20 protein-coding genes are annotated in these 17,390 nt (G+C 68.2%); 14 read left to right on the plus strand and 6 right to left on the minus strand.

Annotation, left to right across the window (positions count from 1 at the left end; translation table 11 throughout):
* Nucleotides 1–70 precede the first annotated feature (70 nt).
* The gene (zigA, locus tag FB547_RS24010) at nucleotides 71–1,264 is read left to right on the plus strand and encodes a zinc metallochaperone GTPase ZigA (RefSeq protein ID WP_145746162.1); all 1,194 of its coding nucleotides are present in this window, start codon (nucleotides 71–73) and stop codon (nucleotides 1,262–1,264) included.
* Between the two features lie 12 nt (nucleotides 1,265–1,276).
* Here zigA and FB547_RS24015 read toward each other — a convergent pair whose 3' ends face one another.
* Nucleotides 1,277–1,744, minus strand: a complete 468-nt coding sequence (locus tag FB547_RS24015; RefSeq protein ID WP_145746163.1) for a Fur family transcriptional regulator — start codon at nucleotides 1,742–1,744, stop codon at nucleotides 1,277–1,279.
* 108 nt (nucleotides 1,745–1,852) lie between these two features.
* Here FB547_RS24015 and FB547_RS24020 point away from each other — a divergent pair, with 108 nt between their 5' ends.
* From FB547_RS24020 to FB547_RS24050, 7 genes are all read left to right on the plus strand, one after another.
* Nucleotides 1,853–2,524 carry an alpha/beta hydrolase gene (locus FB547_RS24020; RefSeq protein WP_145746164.1) on the plus strand — a complete coding sequence of 224 codons (672 nt, stop codon included), beginning with the start codon at nucleotides 1,853–1,855 and terminating at the stop codon, nucleotides 2,522–2,524.
* Nucleotides 2,521–2,820 carry a putative quinol monooxygenase gene (locus FB547_RS24025; RefSeq protein WP_015866417.1) on the plus strand — a complete coding sequence of 100 codons (300 nt, stop codon included), beginning with the start codon at nucleotides 2,521–2,523 and terminating at the stop codon, nucleotides 2,818–2,820. The genes FB547_RS24020 and FB547_RS24025 overlap by 4 nt, the downstream gene beginning before the upstream one ends.
* A 120-nt stretch (nucleotides 2,821–2,940) precedes the next feature.
* Entirely contained in the window at nucleotides 2,941–4,497 is a 1,557-nt protein-coding gene (gene gshA, locus FB547_RS24030; protein WP_145746165.1) for a glutamate--cysteine ligase, read from the plus strand.
* Nucleotides 4,498–4,677: 180 nt separating this feature from the next.
* Nucleotides 4,678–5,058 (plus strand): response regulator transcription factor, encoded by a 381-nt coding sequence (locus FB547_RS24035; RefSeq protein ID WP_145746166.1) that lies wholly within the window; start codon nucleotides 4,678–4,680, stop codon nucleotides 5,056–5,058.
* Between the two features lie 106 nt (nucleotides 5,059–5,164).
* A complete protein-coding gene (locus FB547_RS24040; RefSeq protein WP_145746167.1) occupies nucleotides 5,165–6,115 on the plus strand; it encodes an SDR family NAD(P)-dependent oxidoreductase in 951 nt (316 codons plus the stop codon).
* A 74-nt stretch (nucleotides 6,116–6,189) separates the two neighbouring features.
* Complete coding sequence (locus tag FB547_RS24045; RefSeq protein WP_145746168.1) at nucleotides 6,190–6,621, plus strand: nuclear transport factor 2 family protein; 432 nt, start codon at nucleotides 6,190–6,192, stop codon at nucleotides 6,619–6,621.
* Nucleotides 6,611–7,057: a MerR family transcriptional regulator gene (locus tag FB547_RS24050; protein WP_145746169.1), complete on the plus strand. Its 447-nt coding sequence runs from the start codon at nucleotides 6,611–6,613 to the stop codon at nucleotides 7,055–7,057. Before FB547_RS24045 ends, FB547_RS24050 begins: the two co-directional genes overlap by 11 nt.
* Before the next feature lie 9 nt (nucleotides 7,058–7,066).
* On the opposite strand, the gene FB547_RS24055 is transcribed toward FB547_RS24050, so the two are convergent.
* From FB547_RS24055 to bamE, 3 genes are all read right to left on the minus strand, one after another.
* Nucleotides 7,067–7,426, minus strand: a complete 360-nt coding sequence (locus FB547_RS24055) for an HPF/RaiA family ribosome-associated protein (protein WP_145746170.1) — start codon at nucleotides 7,424–7,426, stop codon at nucleotides 7,067–7,069.
* A 99-nt stretch (nucleotides 7,427–7,525) separates the two neighbouring features.
* On the minus strand, nucleotides 7,526–7,954 hold the full coding sequence (locus FB547_RS24060) for a CBS domain-containing protein (RefSeq protein WP_145746171.1): 429 nt from the start codon (nucleotides 7,952–7,954) through the stop codon (nucleotides 7,526–7,528).
* A gap of 145 nt (nucleotides 7,955–8,099) precedes the next feature.
* A complete protein-coding gene (gene bamE / locus FB547_RS24065) occupies nucleotides 8,100–8,699 on the minus strand; it encodes an outer membrane protein assembly factor BamE (protein WP_145746172.1) in 600 nt (199 codons plus the stop codon).
* Nucleotides 8,700–8,904: 205 nt separating this feature from the next.
* Here bamE and ylqF point away from each other — a divergent pair, with 205 nt between their 5' ends.
* On the plus strand, nucleotides 8,905–9,876 hold the full coding sequence (gene ylqF / locus FB547_RS24070) for a ribosome biogenesis GTPase YlqF (protein WP_145746173.1): 972 nt from the start codon (nucleotides 8,905–8,907) through the stop codon (nucleotides 9,874–9,876).
* Nucleotides 9,877–9,911: 35 nt separating this feature from the next.
* A complete protein-coding gene (locus FB547_RS24075) occupies nucleotides 9,912–10,361 on the plus strand; it encodes a Fur family transcriptional regulator (protein ID WP_145746174.1) in 450 nt (149 codons plus the stop codon).
* Between the two features lie 14 nt (nucleotides 10,362–10,375).
* Here FB547_RS24075 and FB547_RS24080 read toward each other — a convergent pair whose 3' ends face one another.
* Nucleotides 10,376–11,998 (minus strand): DUF4139 domain-containing protein, encoded by a 1,623-nt coding sequence (locus FB547_RS24080; RefSeq protein ID WP_145746175.1) that lies wholly within the window; start codon nucleotides 11,996–11,998, stop codon nucleotides 10,376–10,378.
* 220 nt (nucleotides 11,999–12,218) lie between these two features.
* Here FB547_RS24080 and FB547_RS24085 point away from each other — a divergent pair, with 220 nt between their 5' ends.
* Nucleotides 12,219–12,638: a PaaI family thioesterase gene (locus FB547_RS24085; RefSeq protein ID WP_145746176.1), complete on the plus strand. Its 420-nt coding sequence runs from the start codon at nucleotides 12,219–12,221 to the stop codon at nucleotides 12,636–12,638.
* Here FB547_RS24085 and FB547_RS24090 read toward each other — a convergent pair.
* A complete protein-coding gene (locus FB547_RS24090; protein WP_145746177.1) occupies nucleotides 12,574–13,821 on the minus strand; it encodes an acyltransferase family protein in 1,248 nt (415 codons plus the stop codon). The genes FB547_RS24085 and FB547_RS24090 overlap by 65 nt on opposite strands.
* Before the next feature lie 158 nt (nucleotides 13,822–13,979).
* On the opposite strand from FB547_RS24090, the gene FB547_RS24095 reads away from it, so the two are divergent.
* The 3 genes from FB547_RS24095 (at nucleotide 13,980) to FB547_RS24105 (ending at nucleotide 17,295) form a co-directional block, all read left to right on the plus strand.
* On the plus strand, nucleotides 13,980–14,885 hold the full coding sequence (locus FB547_RS24095) for a LytTR family DNA-binding domain-containing protein (RefSeq protein ID WP_145746178.1): 906 nt from the start codon (nucleotides 13,980–13,982) through the stop codon (nucleotides 14,883–14,885).
* 171 nt (nucleotides 14,886–15,056) lie between these two features.
* On the plus strand, nucleotides 15,057–16,259 hold the full coding sequence (locus FB547_RS24100) for an ammonium transporter (RefSeq protein ID WP_145746179.1): 1,203 nt from the start codon (nucleotides 15,057–15,059) through the stop codon (nucleotides 16,257–16,259).
* 67 nt (nucleotides 16,260–16,326) lie between these two features.
* Nucleotides 16,327–17,295: an MBL fold metallo-hydrolase gene (locus FB547_RS24105; protein WP_145746180.1), complete on the plus strand. Its 969-nt coding sequence runs from the start codon at nucleotides 16,327–16,329 to the stop codon at nucleotides 17,293–17,295.
* Nucleotides 17,296–17,390: the final 95 nt, after the last annotated feature.

The raw sequence follows: 17,390 nt of genomic DNA on the forward strand, positions 1-17,390 counted from the left end.
GTCGTACTCAAACGCAACTGTGTTGCGATGGTTCATATAATGCAATTCTGTTGCATATAGGGCCATCCCCATGACCGACCGCCTCCCCGTCACCGTGCTGTCCGGCTTTCTCGGCGCCGGCAAGACCACGCTGCTCAACCACATCCTGCACAACCGCGAGGGCCGCCGCGTGGCGGTCATCGTCAACGACATGAGCGAGGTCAACATCGACGCGGCGCTGGTGCGGAACGGCGGCGCCGAGCTCTCGCGCACCGACGAGAAGCTGGTCGAGATGAGCAACGGCTGCATCTGCTGCACGCTGCGCGAAGACCTGCTGCTCGAAGTGGGCCGGCTCGCGAGGGAAGGGCGCTTCGACCAGCTGGTGATCGAATCGACCGGCATCTCCGAGCCGCTGCCGGTGGCCGAGACCTTCACCTTTGCCGGCGAGGACGGCAAGAGCCTGGCCGACGTGGCGCGCCTGGACACCATGGTGACGGTGGTCGATGCCTTCAACTTCCTGCGCGACTACGGCTCGCCCGACAGCCTGGGCCAGCGCGGCCAGTCACTCGGCGACGAGGACACGCGCACCGTGGTCGACCTGCTGATCGAGCAGATCGAGTTCTGCGACGTACTGGTGGTCAACAAGACCGACCTCGTGAGCGCCGAGGAGCGCGAGCGCCTGGCGGCCATCCTGCGCAGCCTCAATCCGCGCGCGCGCATCGAAATTGCCGCGTTCGGCCGCGTCGCGCTCGACCGCGTGCTGGACACCGGCCTGTTCGACTTCGAGCAGGCCGAACGCGCGCCCGGCTGGCTGGCCGAACTGCGCGGGGAGCACCCGCCCGAGAGCGAGGCCTACGGCATCCGCAGCTTCGTCTATCGCGCGCGCCTGCCGTTCCATCCCCAGCGCTTCTGGGAACTGGTGCAAGGCGAGTGGGAGGGCGTGGTGCGCTCCAAGGGGGTTTTCTGGCTTGCGAGCCGCGCCACGCGGGCCGGTTCATGGTCGCAGGCGGGCGGTGCCTGCCGCTATGGCGTCGCAGGCCTGTGGTGGGCCGCCGTGCCGCGCGAACACTGGCCGGCCGACGAGGAAGCGCTGGAAACCATCCGCAGGAACTGGGACCCGGCCACCGGCGATGCCCGCCAGGAGCTGGTGCTGATCGGCATCGGCATGGACGAGGCCGCCCTGCGTGCGCGGCTCGATGCCTGCCTGCTGACCGAAAGCGAAATGCGCCACGGCGCTTCGTCGTGGGCGAATCTGCCCGATCCTTTTCCGTCCTGGAACGTGTAGCCGGTCCGGGGCTCAGCCCCTGCATTCCCCGCAGGTGCCGTGCAGCGTGAGCGCGGTGTGGCGGGTGTCGATGCCCTGCTTGCGCAGCTCGCGGCCGAGCCGGCTCATCACCTTGGGCAGCTCAGGATCGGAGGGCAGCGCGAGCACCTTGTGGCACTGGTCGCATTCGAAAGTGTTGCCCGAAGCGGCTTCCACGTGGCGCGAAAAGCGGTTGACGCGGTCCGCGCCCACGCGCCGGTCGCACAGGCCGGCGTCGACCAGGCGGTCGAGCACGCGGTACACCGTGACGCGGTCGGGCGCCTCGCCGGCGGCGGCGGTGTAGGCGGCCACCACATCGTCGTGTGTGAGCGGCTGCGAGGCGTGCTCCAGCAATTCGAGCACGGTCTGCGCGGCGCGCGTCACGCGCAGCCCGCTGCTGCGCAGCAGGGCTTCGCTGGCGGACGCCGTCGCGGCGATGGAGGGCTTCGGATGCGGGCTCATTGGTTTTCCTGGAACCGACATTGTGTTGCATTCCGTGAGCCCGCGCCCTGGGCGGCCCGAATGCGCTAAGGTCTGGTTTTTCGCGTTCCTGAATACCTTCTACCGACCATGTCCAGATCCCCGATCGAAATCGAGACCGCTCCGAATCCCACCGCCACGGTGATCGTGATGCACGGCCTGGGCGCCGACGGGAACGATTTCGTGCCGATTGCCAACGAGCTCGACCTTTCGAGTGTGGGCCCGGTGCGCTTCGTTTTTCCCAATGCACCGGTGATCCCCGTCACCATCAACGGCGGCTACCGCATGCCGGCCTGGTACGACATTGCCGTGGCCGACCTGGCGGCGCGCGAGGACGAGGCCGGCCTGCGCCGCTCGCAGGCCACCATCGAGGCCTTGATCGCCAACGAGAAAGCCCGCGGCATCGCGGCCAACCGCATCGTGGTGGCGGGCTTCTCGCAGGGCTGCGCCATGGCGCTCCTGACCGGGCTGCGCCACACCGAGCGGCTGGCCGGCATCGTCGGCCTCTCGGGCTACCTGCCGATTGCCGCCACCACCGCGGCCGAGCGGCATGCGGCCAACCACGACACCCCGGTTTTTCTGGCCCACGGCCGGCAGGACCCGGTGGTGCCGCTCGAACGGGCCCTGCAGTCGCGCGACGCGCTCACCGCGCTGGGCCATCCCGTCGAGTGGCACGAATACACGATGGCGCACTCGGTCTGCATGGAAGAAATTGCCGACCTGAACCGGTTTCTTCTGCGCGTGCTGGAGACAAGAAAATGATCCTCGTCATCGGACACGCCATGGCGAAACCCGAAACCCTGCAGGCGATGCTGGCCATCAGCGTGGAGCACGTGCTGCGCTCGCGCACCGAGCCCGGCTGCATCTCGCACGAGGTCAGCGCCGACGTGCAGCAGCCGCTGCGGCTCAGCTTCGTGGAGCGCTGGAGTGACATGGCGGCGCTGAAGGCGCATTTCCGCGTCGAGGCGTCGCGCGCCTTCGGCAAGGCGCTGGCCGCCATGGCCGACGGCACGCCGCAGATCTCCATCTACCAGTCGGAAGAGATCGAGCCCGCATGAGCCAAGCTATCAAAACAATAGCGGCGCGCAGCATAGCGGAAGGCGGGATTCCCTGCACGAGCAGCGCCGGCGCGGCCGTGCTACCTTCCAGCCCCTCAGAGATTGACGGGTCATAACAATATGAGCAGCAGATTGCAGGAGAGGCTGGGTGCGCTCTCAGCCGCGCGGTTGAAGGGCATGCGGCGCGGCATCGAGAAGGAAAGCCTGCGCGCGCTGCCGGACGGCAAGCTCGCGCTCACGCCGCACCCGCTGGCCCTGGGATCGGCGCTGACCCATCCGCACATCACCACCGACTTCAGCGAATCGCAGCTCGAGCTCATCACCGGCGTGCATGCCAGCGCCGAGTCGGCGCTGGAGGAGCTCACGCGCGTGCACCAGTTCACCTACCGCGTGCTCGCCTCGCTCGGCGACGAGCGCCTCTGGGTGTCGAGCATGCCCTGCGGCCTGCCGACCGACGAGACCATTCCCATCGGCCGCTACGGCTCCTCGAACGTCGGGCGTGCCAAGAGCGTCTACCGCATGGGCCTGAGCCACCGCTACGGGCGGCGCATGCAGACCATCTCGGGCATCCACTACAACTGGTCGCTGCCCGACGTCTCCAGCGAACAGTATTTCGCGCTCATCCGCAATTTCCGGCGCCATGCCTTCCTGCTGCTGTACCTGTTCGGCGCTTCGCCCGCGCTGTGCTCGAGCTTTGTCGCGGGGCGCCCGCACGAGCTGCAGCCACTGGGCGACGGCAGCATGTTCATGCCGCATGGCACGTCGCTGCGCATGGGGCGCCTGGGCTACCAGAGCGACGCCCAGGCCTCGCTGGCCGTGAGCTACAACAGCCTCGAGGGCTACGCTGCCTCGCTGCAGGACGCGCTCACGCGGCCCTGGCCGGCCTACGAGGCCATCGGCATCCGCAATCTCGGCGGCGACTACAACCAGCTGGCCACCAGCCTGCTGCAGATCGAGAACGAGTTCTACGGCACGATCCGGCCCAAGCGCGTGATCCACCCCGGCGAGCGCCCGCTGCATGCGCTGCGCGAGCGCGGCGTCGAGTACGTCGAGGTGCGGCTGATGGACCTCGATCCCTTCGAGCCGGTGGGCATCAACGCGCAGACCATGCGCTTTCTCGACGTGTTCCTGCTGCAGTGCCTTCTGAGCGACAGCCCGGCTGATACGCCCCAGGAAATCGCCGAGCTGGCCCACAACCAGCACCTCACGGCGGCGCGCGGACGCGAACCGGGCCTGCAATTGCTGCGCGGCGGGCGCGAGGTGGGGCTGGCCGACTGGGGCATCGAGCTGGTCGAGCAGTGCCGGCCCATCGCCGCCGCGCTCGACGCCGCGAGCGGCGGCACGCAGCATGCCGACGCGGTGCGCGCCGCGCTGGTCGCCCTGCAGAATCCCGGCAGCCTGCCTTCGGCGCGCGTGCTGGCGGCGGTCGAAGAGCGGCACGGCAATTCCTTCATCGGCTTCGTGCGCGCGCAGGCGGAGCAGACCCGCGCCACGCTGCTGGCGCTGCCGTTCTCGGCCGAGCAGCAGGCCGAATTCGAGCGCATGACCGAGGAATCGATCCAGGAGCAGAAGCGCATCGAAGCCGCCGACACCATGCCGTTCGAGATCTACCGGGAGCAGTACGTGTCCCCCGCGCGCCTGGGGCTGGGCCGCGGGCGGGTGGCCGTCGCGGCCTGACCGTCCAGCGCGTCCCACTGCCACACGGCCCGCCTGACGACAGGCGCGAGGCGCGATGGCCTACAGGCATTGGCCGGCATCGCCCACCGTGCGCGCTGCCACCGCGGCGACCATGGGTGGCATGCATTCCGAACGCTTCAGATTTTCACTCCGGCCCGTGGCTCGGCCGGAGATTGCGGCATGACTTTCAAGGCCTACCTTGTCGAGGACAGCCCTCTCATCCGCGAAAACCTCGTCGGCTTCCTGCACGACGTGGCCGACGCGGACGTGGTGGCCTGCGCCAGCAGCGAGGAAGAGGCCGTGCGCTGGCTCGACAATCACCGCGACGACTGGGACCTCACCATCGTCGATCTTTTCCTGCAACGCGGCAATGGCCTGGGCGTGGTCAGGGCCTGCCGCGGCCGCGCGGCCAAGCAGAAGGTCGTGGTGCTGAGCAACTACGCCACCTCCGAAATGCGCCAGCGCTCCGCGCAGCTGGGCGCCGATGCCTTCTTCGACAAGTCGGCCGAGCTCGACCAGCTGGTGGCCTACTGCGAAACGCTGCGTCACGCGCGCGACTGAGCCCGCTTCCGGGCGGCCCCGCCGGGACGCCTTTCTGGGGTAAAACGCCACGCGGCCGTCGTGGCGGCCTTCGGCACACCCATTCCCAAGGAAAGAAAGCAGCGAGATGAGCAACAGCACCATCGACTTCAAGGGCCGCGTGGCCATCGTGACCGGCGCGGGCGGCGGCCTGGGCCGCCAGCATGCGCTGGCCCTGGCGGCGCGCGGTGCCAAAGTGCTGGCCAACGACCTGGGCGGTGCCCGCGATGGCTCCGGCGCCTCGGTGAGCGCGGCGCAGGCCGTGGTCGACGAGATCGAGGCCGCAGGCGGCCAGGCCATGGCCAACGGCGCCTCCGTCACCGATTTCGAGGCGGTGCAGGCCATGGTGAAGCAGGCGGTCGACGCCTGGGGCCGGGTCGACATCCTGGTCAACAACGCCGGCATCCTGCGCGACAAGAGCTTTGCCAAGATGGAGCTCGCCGATTTCAAGCTGGTGGTCGACGTGCACCTGATGGGCGCGGTGAACTGCACCAAGGCCGTCTGGGCGCTCATGAATGAGCAGAAGTACGGCCGCATCGTCATGACCACCTCGTCTTCCGGCCTCTACGGCAACTTCGGCCAGAGCAACTATGGCGCCGCCAAGCTCGCGCTGGTGGGGCTCATGCAGACACTGAGCATCGAAGGCGCGAAGAACGACATCCGCGTCAACTGCCTGGCGCCGACGGCGGCCACCCGCATGACCGAGGGACTGATGCCGCAGGAAGTGCTGGACGCGCTCAAGCCCGAGGCAGTGGTGCCCGCCATGCTGGTGCTGGCGGCCGAGAACGCGCCGAACCGCACCATCCTCTGCGCCGGCGCCGGCACCTTCGAGGCCGCGCACATCACGCTGACGCAGGGCGCCTGGCTCGGCATCGGCGTGGACACGCCCGAGCAGCTGGCCGCACGGCTCGCCGAGGTGACCTCGCGCGAGGGCGAGATCGTGCCGCAGAGTGGTTCGGCCCAGGGCAGCAACGAGGTCGGCAAGGCGATGGCCAACGCCCGCAAAGGCTCATCCGCAATCCGGTCCATGGCCGCTTGACCTCGAGTGCACTCGAGCATTTCCAATGGGTTTCGCCGGGCCTTCCGGTTCATTCATTCCCCAGGAAAGCAGCCATGAACACGACAGACGACAGCAGGGCGCTGGTGCAGCGCATCCATTCCGAGCTGGACCAGGGCAACGGCCAGTTCTTCATCGACAGCCTGGCCGACGACGCCCGCTGGACGCTCCAAGGCAGCACGCCGTGGTCGCGCACCTACGCGGGCAAGGCCGCCATCCGCGAAGAGCTGCTCAAGCCGCTGTTCGCGCAGTTCGCCGGGCCCTACGTGAGCAGGACCGAGCGCATCATTGCCGAGGGCGACCGCGTGGTGGTGCTGTTCAGCGGCGACGTGCCCACCCGGGCCGGCAAGCGCTACAACAACCGCTACTGCTACATCTACCGCATCGAAGGAGGCAAGGTGAAAGAGCTGACCGAGTACTTCGACACCGCACTGGTCGAGCAGGCGCTCGAGGCGCCGCCGGCGGCGGTTCCTGCCCATGCCGGCTGAGGGCGGCGCGCCCTTTCACATCGGGGAGCTGGCACAGCGCACCGGCCGCACCGTGCATGCCATCCGCTGGTACGAAACGCAGGGCCTGGTGCCGGGCGTCGTGCGCGACGATGGCGGACGGCGCCTGTACGGCGAGCTGCACGTCGGCTGGCTCGACCTGATGGACCGGCTGCGCCGCACCGGCATGTCGATTGCGGGGATGCGCGAATACACCGCGCTGGCGCTGCAGGGCAAGGCCACGCTGCGCCAGCGCCGCGACCTGCTTGCCGCGCACCGCGCGCGCGTGGCCGAGACCATTGCGGACTGGAACCAGGCGCTGTCGCTGGTCGAGCGCAAGATCGATTTCTACGACGACTGGATGCAAAGCGGCCACCGGCCGCCCCTGCTGCCCGCTGAAGCGCCGCGCGCGCCGCCGCCCCGGCGAAAGGCGCGGTAGCCCGGTTGCCTACTCCGCGATGAAGCCCGTGTCCTTGCGGATCGAATCGCGGTCGCGGTGGTTGTTCAGGCGGCCCAGCGTGTTGTCGAGCAGGCGCTTGAGCTTGTCGGCTGCGCCGCGGAAGGCTTCGTCGAGGGTGGTGGCGTGCTGGGTGACGGCCAGCGGCTGATGGTGGGCCAGGCGTGCTTCCATTACGCAGCACTTGTCTCCGGCGCCGGCCTTGTCGTGGTTCTCGTCGCTCAGATGCACTTCGACGCGGGTGACGTCGTCGACGAAGCGGCCCAGCTGCTGTTTGATCTCGGCGTCGGCCCAGCGCTCCAGCGCGTCCTTGTTGTTGACACCATTGCTCGTGTTGACCTGGATCTGCATGCCTTGTCCCTGATGATGGATGAACGAGCCTCTACTGTGCGCCCTAAACGCCCCAGGTACGCGTAGGCATGTTCCCCAACCCCCGGAACGGGGCGGGATTCAGCTCTGGATATAGGTCGTGAGCTGCGCGATGGTTGCCTCGTGGTCGGCAATGATGTCGTCCATCAGGTCCTGGATGGAGATCATGCCCACCACCTTGGTGCCATCGACCACCGGCAGGTGGCGGAACTTGCGCTGGCTCATCAGCGCCATGCAGGCGCGCGTGCGGGTCTGCGGGGTCACGGTCATCACGTCGGGCGTCATGATCTCGCGGACCTTCATCTCCTTGGAGTTCTTGCCTTGCAGCGCCACCTTGCGGGTGTAGTCGCGTTCGGACAGGAAGCCCACCAGCCTGTCACCGTCCATCACCATCAGCGCGCCCACCTCGAAGCGCGCCAGCGTGGCCAGCGCATCGAACACGCTGGTGTCGGGCGAGGTGCGCCAGGCCGCGGAATCGTGGCGCTTGAGCAGTTCGGAGACGGGTTTCATCGCGGTAACTCCATCAAAAAGGTTCGACTTCGACCGGCGCGTCCATGCGCCGCACTCGGTCAAATGATAGGGGCGGAACCTCCTCCGCGATGCAAAAACCTCCAGGAGATTGCGTGTGCCGCGCCGGCACGCGCACCCACGCGAACTAAGGTGTTGCTGCGAGCACGCGGCTGAGCGCCACCGGGTCGCCCACCACGGCCTTGACCAGGCCCTTGTCGTCGAAGCTCACCTGGTACTCCGACCAGCTGTCGCGCCAGTAGCGCCAGATGGGCGCATCGAGGCTGGGGTTCTCGCTGGCCACCGGATAGCCGATGGCCATCAGCACCTGTTCGCGCGTCATGCCGGGCGCCACTTTTCCGGCCATGATGGCGTCGCGCACGGCGGGCGGGAAGGCGGCCATCTTCAGCTTGGGATCTTCGGTCACCACGTAGCGCTGCGCGAAGTCGATCAGGGTGATGTTGCGGCTGTAGTCGTTCTTGATGCGCTGGGGCTTGCCCGCGAGATCGAGGTTGAACCAGCGGAAGTCGTAGCCCGTGATGCGCGCCGGCGTGCCCACGGCCACGATGCTGGTGCCCTGCTCGTCGTAGTTGATGTCGCTGATCGAGTTGCCGTAGGTGCGCATGTTGCAGCACAGGTAGCCGCTGACCAGCGGGCCCGGCGGCGGCGAGGGACGCTGGGCGTGGACGACGGTCGCGGGAACGACGGTGGCTGCCAGCAGGGCGGCAGCGGCAAGGCGCTTGAACATGGATTTCCCTCGGTACTTATTGAAAATGGCTGCGCATGCAGCGCGCGGATTCTAGAGGGCGCAGTGCGCCCAGGCGCAGGCAAAATGGGCCCGTGCAGCTACAGAAAGCGTAGCGGCGTGATTTGCCGCACAGCGCGGTCCACAATGCGCACCCGGCCTTCAGGCCCGCACCTTCCCCCACAGAGCGAAAGAAAGAACACCCTCGATGGCGATCCAGTGGTTCCCCGGGCACATGTACACGACCCAGAAGGCCATCACCGAGCGGGTGAAGGACATCGACGTGGTCATCGAGCTGCTCGACGCGCGCCTGCCCGGCTCCAGCGCCAACCCGATGCTGGCCGAACTCACGGCTGGCCGGCCCACGCTCAAGGTGCTCAACAAGCAGGACCTGGCCGACCCCGCGCGCACGGCGCTCTGGCTTGCGCACTACAACGCGCTGCCGGCCACGCGCGCCATTGCGCTCGATGCGAGCCTGACCACACCCGCACAGGCCATCGTGCGCGCCTGCCACGAGCTCTCGCCCAACCGCGGCGGCATGGCCAAGCCGATGCGCGTGCTGATCTGCGGCATTCCGAATGTCGGCAAGTCGACGCTCATCAACACGCTCACCGGCAGCCGCAAGGCCAAGACCGGCGACGAGGCCGGCATCACCAAGCTCGAGCAGCGCATCACGCTGGCCGACGATTTCTACCTGTGGGACACGCCCGGCATGCTGTGGCCGCGCATCGTGGTGCCCAAGAGCGGCTACAACCTGGCGGCCAGCGGTGCCGTGGGGCGCAATGCCTTCGACGAGGAAGAGGTGGCGCTCGAACTGCTCAACTACCTGAAGGCGCATTACGCGGCGGGCATCACCGAACGCTTCAAGCTGGCCGAGTACGACGCCGCCGCCATCGCTGCCATGAAGGACGAAGAGGTGCTCGACGCCATCGGCCGCAAGCGCGGCGCGCTGCTGGGCAAGGGCCGCGTCAACCTGCAGAAGGCCGCCGAGATCGTGATGCACGAGTTCCGTGCGGGCAACCTCGGACGCATCACGCTCGAGACGCCCGAGGAGTTTGCGCAGTGGCTCGCCGAGGGGCTGCGTGCCGATGCGGAGCGTGCAGCAAAGAAGGCGGCGCGCGGCAAGAAGCGCAAGCCGGCCGCCGAGTCCGCCGAGGGCGAAGGGCCACGGCCGGACTGACCGGCCGCAGGCCGCCCGCCCACTATCATCGAGCCATGCAACGCCTCACGCGCCAACGCAACGCTGTCTTTTCGGCCTTCAGCGACACCGGCCTGGTGCTGACCGCGCCGGAAATCCTCGAGCGCGCCCGTGCCATCGTGCCCGAGATCAGCCTCTCCACCGTGTACCGCCAGGTGTCCATGCTGCTGGCCGACGGCGAGATCGCCAAGGTCGAGCTGCCGGGCGAACCGGCGCGCTACGAAGTGGCCTGCAAGCCCGATGCGCACCCCCATTCGCACCATCACGGCGAAGAGGCCGACCACCACCATCACTACTTTCACTGCAGCAGCTGCGGGCAGGTCTTCATGCTGCATGCCTGCCCCGGGCCCATGACCGACCTCGTGCCCAAGGGCTTCCAGGTGAAGAGCCATGAAGTGACGCTGCATGGCGTGTGCGCGGCCTGCGCCGGTGCCACCCGCAAGACGCGGACGCCCAGGGCCCACTGACGCTCGGCGGCAGGTCAGCGCATCTGCAGGCGCGCGTCCTTCGGATAGCTGATGGTGTAGTCGGCCGCGACGCGCGCGGTCTTGCCGGCATCCAGATCGAAGCGCCACATGGCCAGTCCAGGCTGCTTGTTCCAGGCCAGCTCGGCGGGCTGCGGCGAGAACTGCGCGGCCACGCGCACCTGTTCGTCCACCGAAACGGGAGCCGCCTCGAGCACCTGCACCGCGATCGGCGTGCGGTGGCGGTTCTCCACCACGTAGGCGCGCTGCACCTTGCGCTCGGCGCGCGAGCCGGCAAAGCCTCCCGTGCCCTGGCTGTCGTTCTCGGGCTCGGCCTGCACGCGCACCAGTTCGTCGCGGCCGAAGGACAGCGTGAGCCTGGCGTCGCTCGGCGCGCTCCAGCGGCCGCTGCCGACGAAGTTGCCGTCGCGGTAGAGCTGCAGCGCACCGGCCGGCCAGACGCCCGCCGGCTGCGCAAGCTCGGCCACCAGGAAGGCGCTGGCGTCCACGCGCGGGCTGGTGCGGGCCGCGAGCTTGGCCGTGTCTTCGTGCTGGCCCAGCGCCAGCGTCACGCGCTGGCTGCTGGAGGGCACGTCGATGCTCTGGGGCACCGCGAATTCGGTGGCAAAGCTGTTGTCGAACACGTTGACGTCGAACAGAGGCTCCGTGGCTTCGGCCATGGCGCGCCGGTCGGCGGATGCGGCGGGCGCGGGCGCCGCCATCATCGCGGGCATGCCCCCCTGGACACGCGGCGGCGGCTCGATGCCGATGCGCCACGCGCTGGGCGCGCGGCCCGCGGTCTCGCGGCGCGGCTGGCCGGTGGAGAGCACCAGCTTCACGCCGCGCCAGTCTTCGCCCGTGGCCTGCGCCACCAGCGCCTGGCGCTCGATGCGCACCTTGCTCGTGGCGGTGTCGAGCAGCGCGCGGTAAGTGGGCGTCCAGCCGGGGCCGGCGACCTGGTAGCTCAGCTTCACGTCGGCATCGGCGCTGGCGGCCAGCGTCACGGTCACGGCCATCACCTGCGCGCCATGGCCTTGCGAGCGCTTGCGTTCGGCCAGCAGCGGGTTCAGCTGCCGGTCGATGTCGGCCTGCCTGCGCTGGATCTGGTGCTGCTTGAACAATGAGTCCTGCCCGGTGCGGCGCATCGCCTCGGCCATCGCGGCGAGGTTGCGCGCATCGATCGGCGTGCGAGCGCCCTGGGCCGATTCGCCGCTGCCGCCCGAGAGCCCTTTCAGGTAGCCCGTCACCATGCCGAGCGCGTCGTTCTCGGCCTGCAGCGCGGCTTTCTGGTCCTCGAGCTCGCGGATGCGGCCATCGAGCGCGCTGGTGGCGCAGCGGGGCGACAGTTCGCGCGCCTCGCTCAGCACCGAGGTCTCGCCCACGCGCACCGATGCGCCGGCCGACACCTGCAGGCTCTGTACATCGAGGCCCGCGGGCAGGCAGGCGAAGGTGACCGACCGGCTGCCGGCCGCAATGCGCGCGACGCGCTCCACGGTGGCGCTGCCGGGGTAGACCTTGACCTGGGTGATGCGCGAGTTGTCGGCTGCGGGTTGCGCGTGGGCGCCGGCGCTTGCCGCCAGCCAGGCGATGGCGGCGAAGCTGGCACGGAGAAGAAAGAAGGCGGTGGAGGGTGCTTGCATGGAGAACCTTCGGAAGTGGATGGATGGCTTGTCTCCACTCATACGGCCGGGCTCGTCCAACGGGGTTAAGTCATTGCGGATTTTTTCGTCGCGGGCATTGCTGTCGCCAATGCAACCGCGGCGGCGCGGCCGGTCGCACGCGCGACGACCCGCGGCGGCTGCGCTTCATAAAGTGGGTCGTGCGCATCGCCGATGCATTTCTGCCCCGAGGAGACTTTCCATGCTCGACACCATCCAGGCCATCAACAAGACCGCCGCCTTCAACCGCTGGGCCGGCTTCGAAGTCACCCGCGCGGCCGAAGGCGAAGCCGAACTGCGTATGCGATGGCGCGAGGAAGACATGGGCCAGTACGCCGGCTTCCTGCATGCGGGGCTCATCGGCGCCATGCTCGACACGGCCTGCGGCTTCGCGGCCGCCACGGTGGCCGGCCGCGTGCTGGCCTCGCACTTCTCGGTGAACTGTTTGTCGCCCGCGCTGGGCCGTGCCTTCATTGCGCGCGGCAAGGTGGTGAAGGCCGGACGCAAGCAGGTGTTCGCCACCGCCGAACTCTATGGCCAGGGCGATGGCGACAGCCTCAAGCTCGTGGCGACGGGGAGCGCCATCCTGGTTCCGGTGCAAGAACCTCCGCCGGCGAAGTGACTGCGGCCCTGCCGCCGGCGCGCCGGGGCTTGAGCCCGAACAGCGGCCGCAGCCAGTTGAAGCGGCGGATCAGCCCGTCGGTGAGCAGCCAGCAGCCCACGATGGTCAGCACGACCAGCAGCGTGGGCTCCAGCACCGGCCCCAGCGCGAGCGGAGCCAGCAGCGCAATGCCCGCGATGATCAGCGTCTGGTGCAGCACGTACCACGGGTACACCGACTCGTTGGCCCAGCGCAGCCACGGCCACGGTCGGTTCAGGTGGCGGTGTCCGTGGCCGAGGATGGTGGCGACCGCCAGCCACAGGTAGAGCACGCGCAGGCTGTCCATCGGCACGCCGGAAGGCGGCCCCTTGGCGCCGAGCCTCAGCGCGATGAAGGTGGCGATCGCCGCCGCAGCCAGTGCCAGCGACACCCGCCGCAGGCGCTCCAGTTCGCGCCACACGCCCGTGTCCACACCCATCCAGTAGCCGTACAGGAACACGGTGAAGTAGATGCTGTGCAGGTGAAAGTCGCGGATCAGGTTGTGCGTGGGCGGAAAGTGCCGGGCCAGCAGCATCGTCCAGGCCAGCAGCGGAAGCGCCGGCAGCAACAGCAGCTTCCAGCCGCGCAGCCCGTTGAAGCGGCGGCGCATCCATTGGCCGGCCGGCGACTTCCACAGCGGCAGCGTCAGCGCGATGAGCGCCGTGTAGCTGAACAGGTAGGGCAGGTACCAGAGGTGGTTCCAGGTGATGCCGAACTCCGCGCCGTCGAAGGCCGCTTTCGGCCACGGATCGCCCATCGAAAGATAGCGCAGCAGGAAGGCGCCGAAGCCTGGCGCCACCAGGCCGCTGGCCACGCCCTGCGCATAGGCCTGGTAGGGCACGACCACCACCGCCATGCCGAAGGCCAGCGGCAGCATCAGCCGCACGCCTCGGCTGCGCAGCAGGCCCCAGGTGCCCTGGTGGCGGCTCAGGAAGCCCAGCGATACCCCCGAGACCAGGAACACCAGGTCCATGCGCCAGAGGTTGAGCATGCGCATCGGCCACTGCAGCCATTCGGCTGCATGCGGGCTCTTGAGATGCCAGGGCCAGTCGGCCACGTAGTACATCGCCACGTGGTACAGGATGACCAGCAGGAAGGCCAGCGCGCGCAGCGCGTCGATGTCGTGCCGGCGGTCGGGCAGGGTGGCTGGGGTCGTCGTGCTCATCGGGGGCTCCTCGAAAACGCGGGAAGGACGCCCGATGGTTGCGTGCACCCGCCGCGCGCGGCCTGCCCAAGGGATGGATCGCGGGCTTTTTGTGACGAGCGGCGCCCTCCAGGGACGAAATCCGCCCGCCCGGCCCGGGGATCGCGAGAATCCCGGGCATGGCAGATTCCCGGAAGAACCTGTACGAGCGCTACGAACCCATCCGCCGCCGCGTGGAAGTGGGCTTCTGGATCGTCTTCATGGCGCTGCAGGCGGTGTTCAACACCACCGTGGCGCTGATCGACGCGCGCGACCGTGCCGTGCCCCGCGCCGCCTGGGAAATCGTCACCTGGGAGGTGTCGAGCCATCTCGTGCTGCTGGCGCTGGTGCCGGCGGTGGTGGCCATCCAGCACCGGCTGTCGCCGCTCGCGCGCACCCACCTGCTGCGCTACCTGGGGTGGCACCTGGCCGCCAGCGTGGTCTTCAGCGTGGTGCATGTGGCGGCGATGTTCGCGCTGCGCGCGATGGTCTATGCGGCCGTGGGCGAGCGCTACGACTTCGCCGGCTGGACCGGCCGCTGGGGTTACGAATACCTGAAGGACGTGCGCGCCTACCTGTCAATGGTGTTCGGCATCTGGGCCTACGGTGTGTTCATGCTGCGGCTGCAGGGCGAGGCGCGCGTGCTCGACCCGCCCGAGGCGGCGGCAGCAGCGGCCGCCGAGCCCGCCGAAGCCCATCAGGCAACTGCGCCGCCCGCGCGCCCCGAGCGCTTCCTGGTGCGCAAGCTGCGGCGCGAATTCCTCATTGCCGCGAGCGACATCGACTGGCTCCAGGCCGAAGGCAACTACGTCGGCCTGCACGTCAACGGCCACGACTACCTTCTGCGCGCCACGCTCACCGATTTTCTGGCGCAGCTCGACCCCGCCCATTTCGTGCGCGTGCACCGAAGCCATGCGGTCAATCTCGGCCGCATCAAGGAAATCGAGCCGCTCGACGGGGGCGATGCCCGGCTGCACATGCACGATGGCAGCACGGTGCCGTGCAGCCGGCGCTATCGCGAGGCCTTGCGCGCCGGGGCGGGCTGACTGGGGCCGATCCGTCCTGTTCCGGTGCGAACGCTGCACTGGGAACGCCCATTTCCACCTGTGACGCACCACTAATGAGCTTTTAGGCACCATTTTTGCTTTCTTGCGGCGCTGGCCCGAGCAATTCGGGTGCATGCACCAATTCAAAACCAAAAACTGCAAGAAGCTCCAATGGACGCACTCAAACAGGGCGCAGACGCGCTGTTCATCCTTCTCGGCGCGATCATGGTGCTGGCCATGCATGCCGGTTTCGCCTTCCTGGAACTGGGCACCGTGCGCAAGAAGAACCAGGTCAATGCGCTGGTCAAGATCCTGGTCGACTTCTCGGTCTCGACCATCGTGTACTTTCTCGTGGGCTATGGCGTGGCCTATGGCACCCACTTCTTCGTGGGGGCCACCGAGCTTGCGGCCAGGAGCGGCTACGAGCTCGTGAAGTTCTTCTTCCTGCTCACCTTTGCGGCGGCGATTCCGGCGATCATTTCGGGCGGCATCGCCGAACGCGCCAAGTTCTGGCCGCAATTGATCGCTACGGCGGTCATTGTCGGTTTTGTCTATCCGCTGTACGAGGGCATTGCCTGGAACAAGGCCTTCGGCATCCAGGCCTGGATCGCCTCGGCCACGGGCAGCGAGTTCCATGACTTTGCCGGTTCGGTCGTGGTGCACGCGGTGGGCGGCTGGCTCGCGCTGCCGGCCGTGCTGCTGCTGGGCGCGCGCCGCAACCGCTACCGCGGCGACGGCTCGCTGAGCGCGCATCCGCCCTCGAACATTCCCTTTCTGGCGCTGGGCGCCTGGGTGCTGTGCGTGGGCTGGTTCGGCTTCAACGTGATGAGCGCGCAGAGCATCGACAAGATCTCCGGCCTGGTGGCTGTCAATTCGCTGATGGCAATGGTCGGCGGCACGCTGGTGGCGCTGGCGCTGGGCAAGAACGACCCCGGCTTCGTCTACAACGGCCCGCTCGCCGGGCTGGTGGCCGTGTGCGCGGGTTCCGACCTGATGCATCCGCTGGGCGCGCTGGTGGTGGGTGGCGTGGCCGGCGCCATCTTCGTGGTGATGTTCACGCTCACGCAGAACAAGTGGAAGATCGACGACGTGCTCGGCGTCTGGCCGCTGCACGGCCTGTGCGGCACCTGGGGCGGCATCGCGGCGGGCATCTTCGGCACCCAGGCGCTGGGCGGCATCGGCGGCGTGAGCGTGTGGGCGCAGCTCATCGGCACCTTGATGGGTGTGGCATGGGCGGCGCTGGCGGGCGCGGCGGTCTACGGCGCGCTCAAGGCCACGCTGGGGCTGCGCCTCACGCAGGAAGAGGAATACGACGGCGCCGACCTGTCGATCCACCACATCTCGGCGACGCCGGAGCGGGAGGTCAATTGGTGAGTGCTGCGCGGTAGATCGGCTTGGGCTATTCTCGGCGCCCTTTGCAACCGCCCGAGGAGAAGAACCCATGACAACATCCACCCGCTGGCTGCGCCGCGGCATTGCCGCAATGGCCGGCAGCATGCTGATGCTTTCGTTTGCAGCCTACGCCGGCGCCCCGCAGGTCAAGACCCAGGCGCCGGGCTTCTACCGCACGATGCTCGGCGACTTCGAGGTGACGGCGCTGTTCGACGGCACCATCGACCTGGAGCCCAGGAAGCTGCTCACCAACACCACGCAGGCACAGGTCGGCAAGCTGCTCGATCGCGGCTTCGAGAAAGACACTGTGCCCACCTCGGTGAACGGCTATCTCATCAATACCGGCAGCAAGCTGGTGCTGGTCGACACCGGTGCCGGCGGCCTGTTCGGCCCCACGCTCGGCAGCCTGCAGGCCAACCTCAAGGCTGCGGGCTACCAGCCCGAGCAGGTCGACGACGTGCTCATCACCCACATGCACGGCGACCATGTCGGCGGCCTCGTGCAGGACGGCAAGCTGGTGTTCCCCAACGCCACCATCCACGCCGGCCAGGAAGACGCCGACTTCTGGCTGGACAAGGGCAACCTGGAGAAGGCCTCCGCCGAGATGAAGGGCTTCTTCCAGGGTGCGATGGCCTCGCTGAACCCGTATGTGGAGGCCGGCAAGTTCAAGGGCATGAAGGGCAGCACCGACCTGGTGCCCGGCATCAAGGCCGTGCCTGCCCACGGCCACACGCCGGGCCACAACATCTACGTGGTCGAGTCCAAGGGCCAGAAGCTGGTGCTGTGGGGCGACCTGATGCACGTGGCCGCCGTGCAGTTCGCGCAGCCGCAGATCACCATCTCGTTCGACGTCGACTCGAAGCCGGCGGCGGCGGAGCGCAAGAAGGCCTATGCCGATGCGGCCAAGGGGCGCTACCTGGTCGGCAGCGCGCACCTGCCGTTCCCGGGGCTGGGCCATGTGCGGGCCGAGGGCAAGGGCTATGTCTGGGTGCCTGTGGATTACCAGCAGCTGCGATAGACAGCCAGCCGGCTGAAGGTTGAACGGCGCGGGCAGGTGTTGTCGCGCCAGCAGCACGAATGTGCGCGCTGTAGCAAACTCGCCCGACCGCTCCG

The organism is Variovorax beijingensis (assembly GCF_007828835.1).
Lineage (GTDB): Bacteria > Pseudomonadota > Gammaproteobacteria > Burkholderiales > Burkholderiaceae_C > Variovorax > Variovorax beijingensis_A.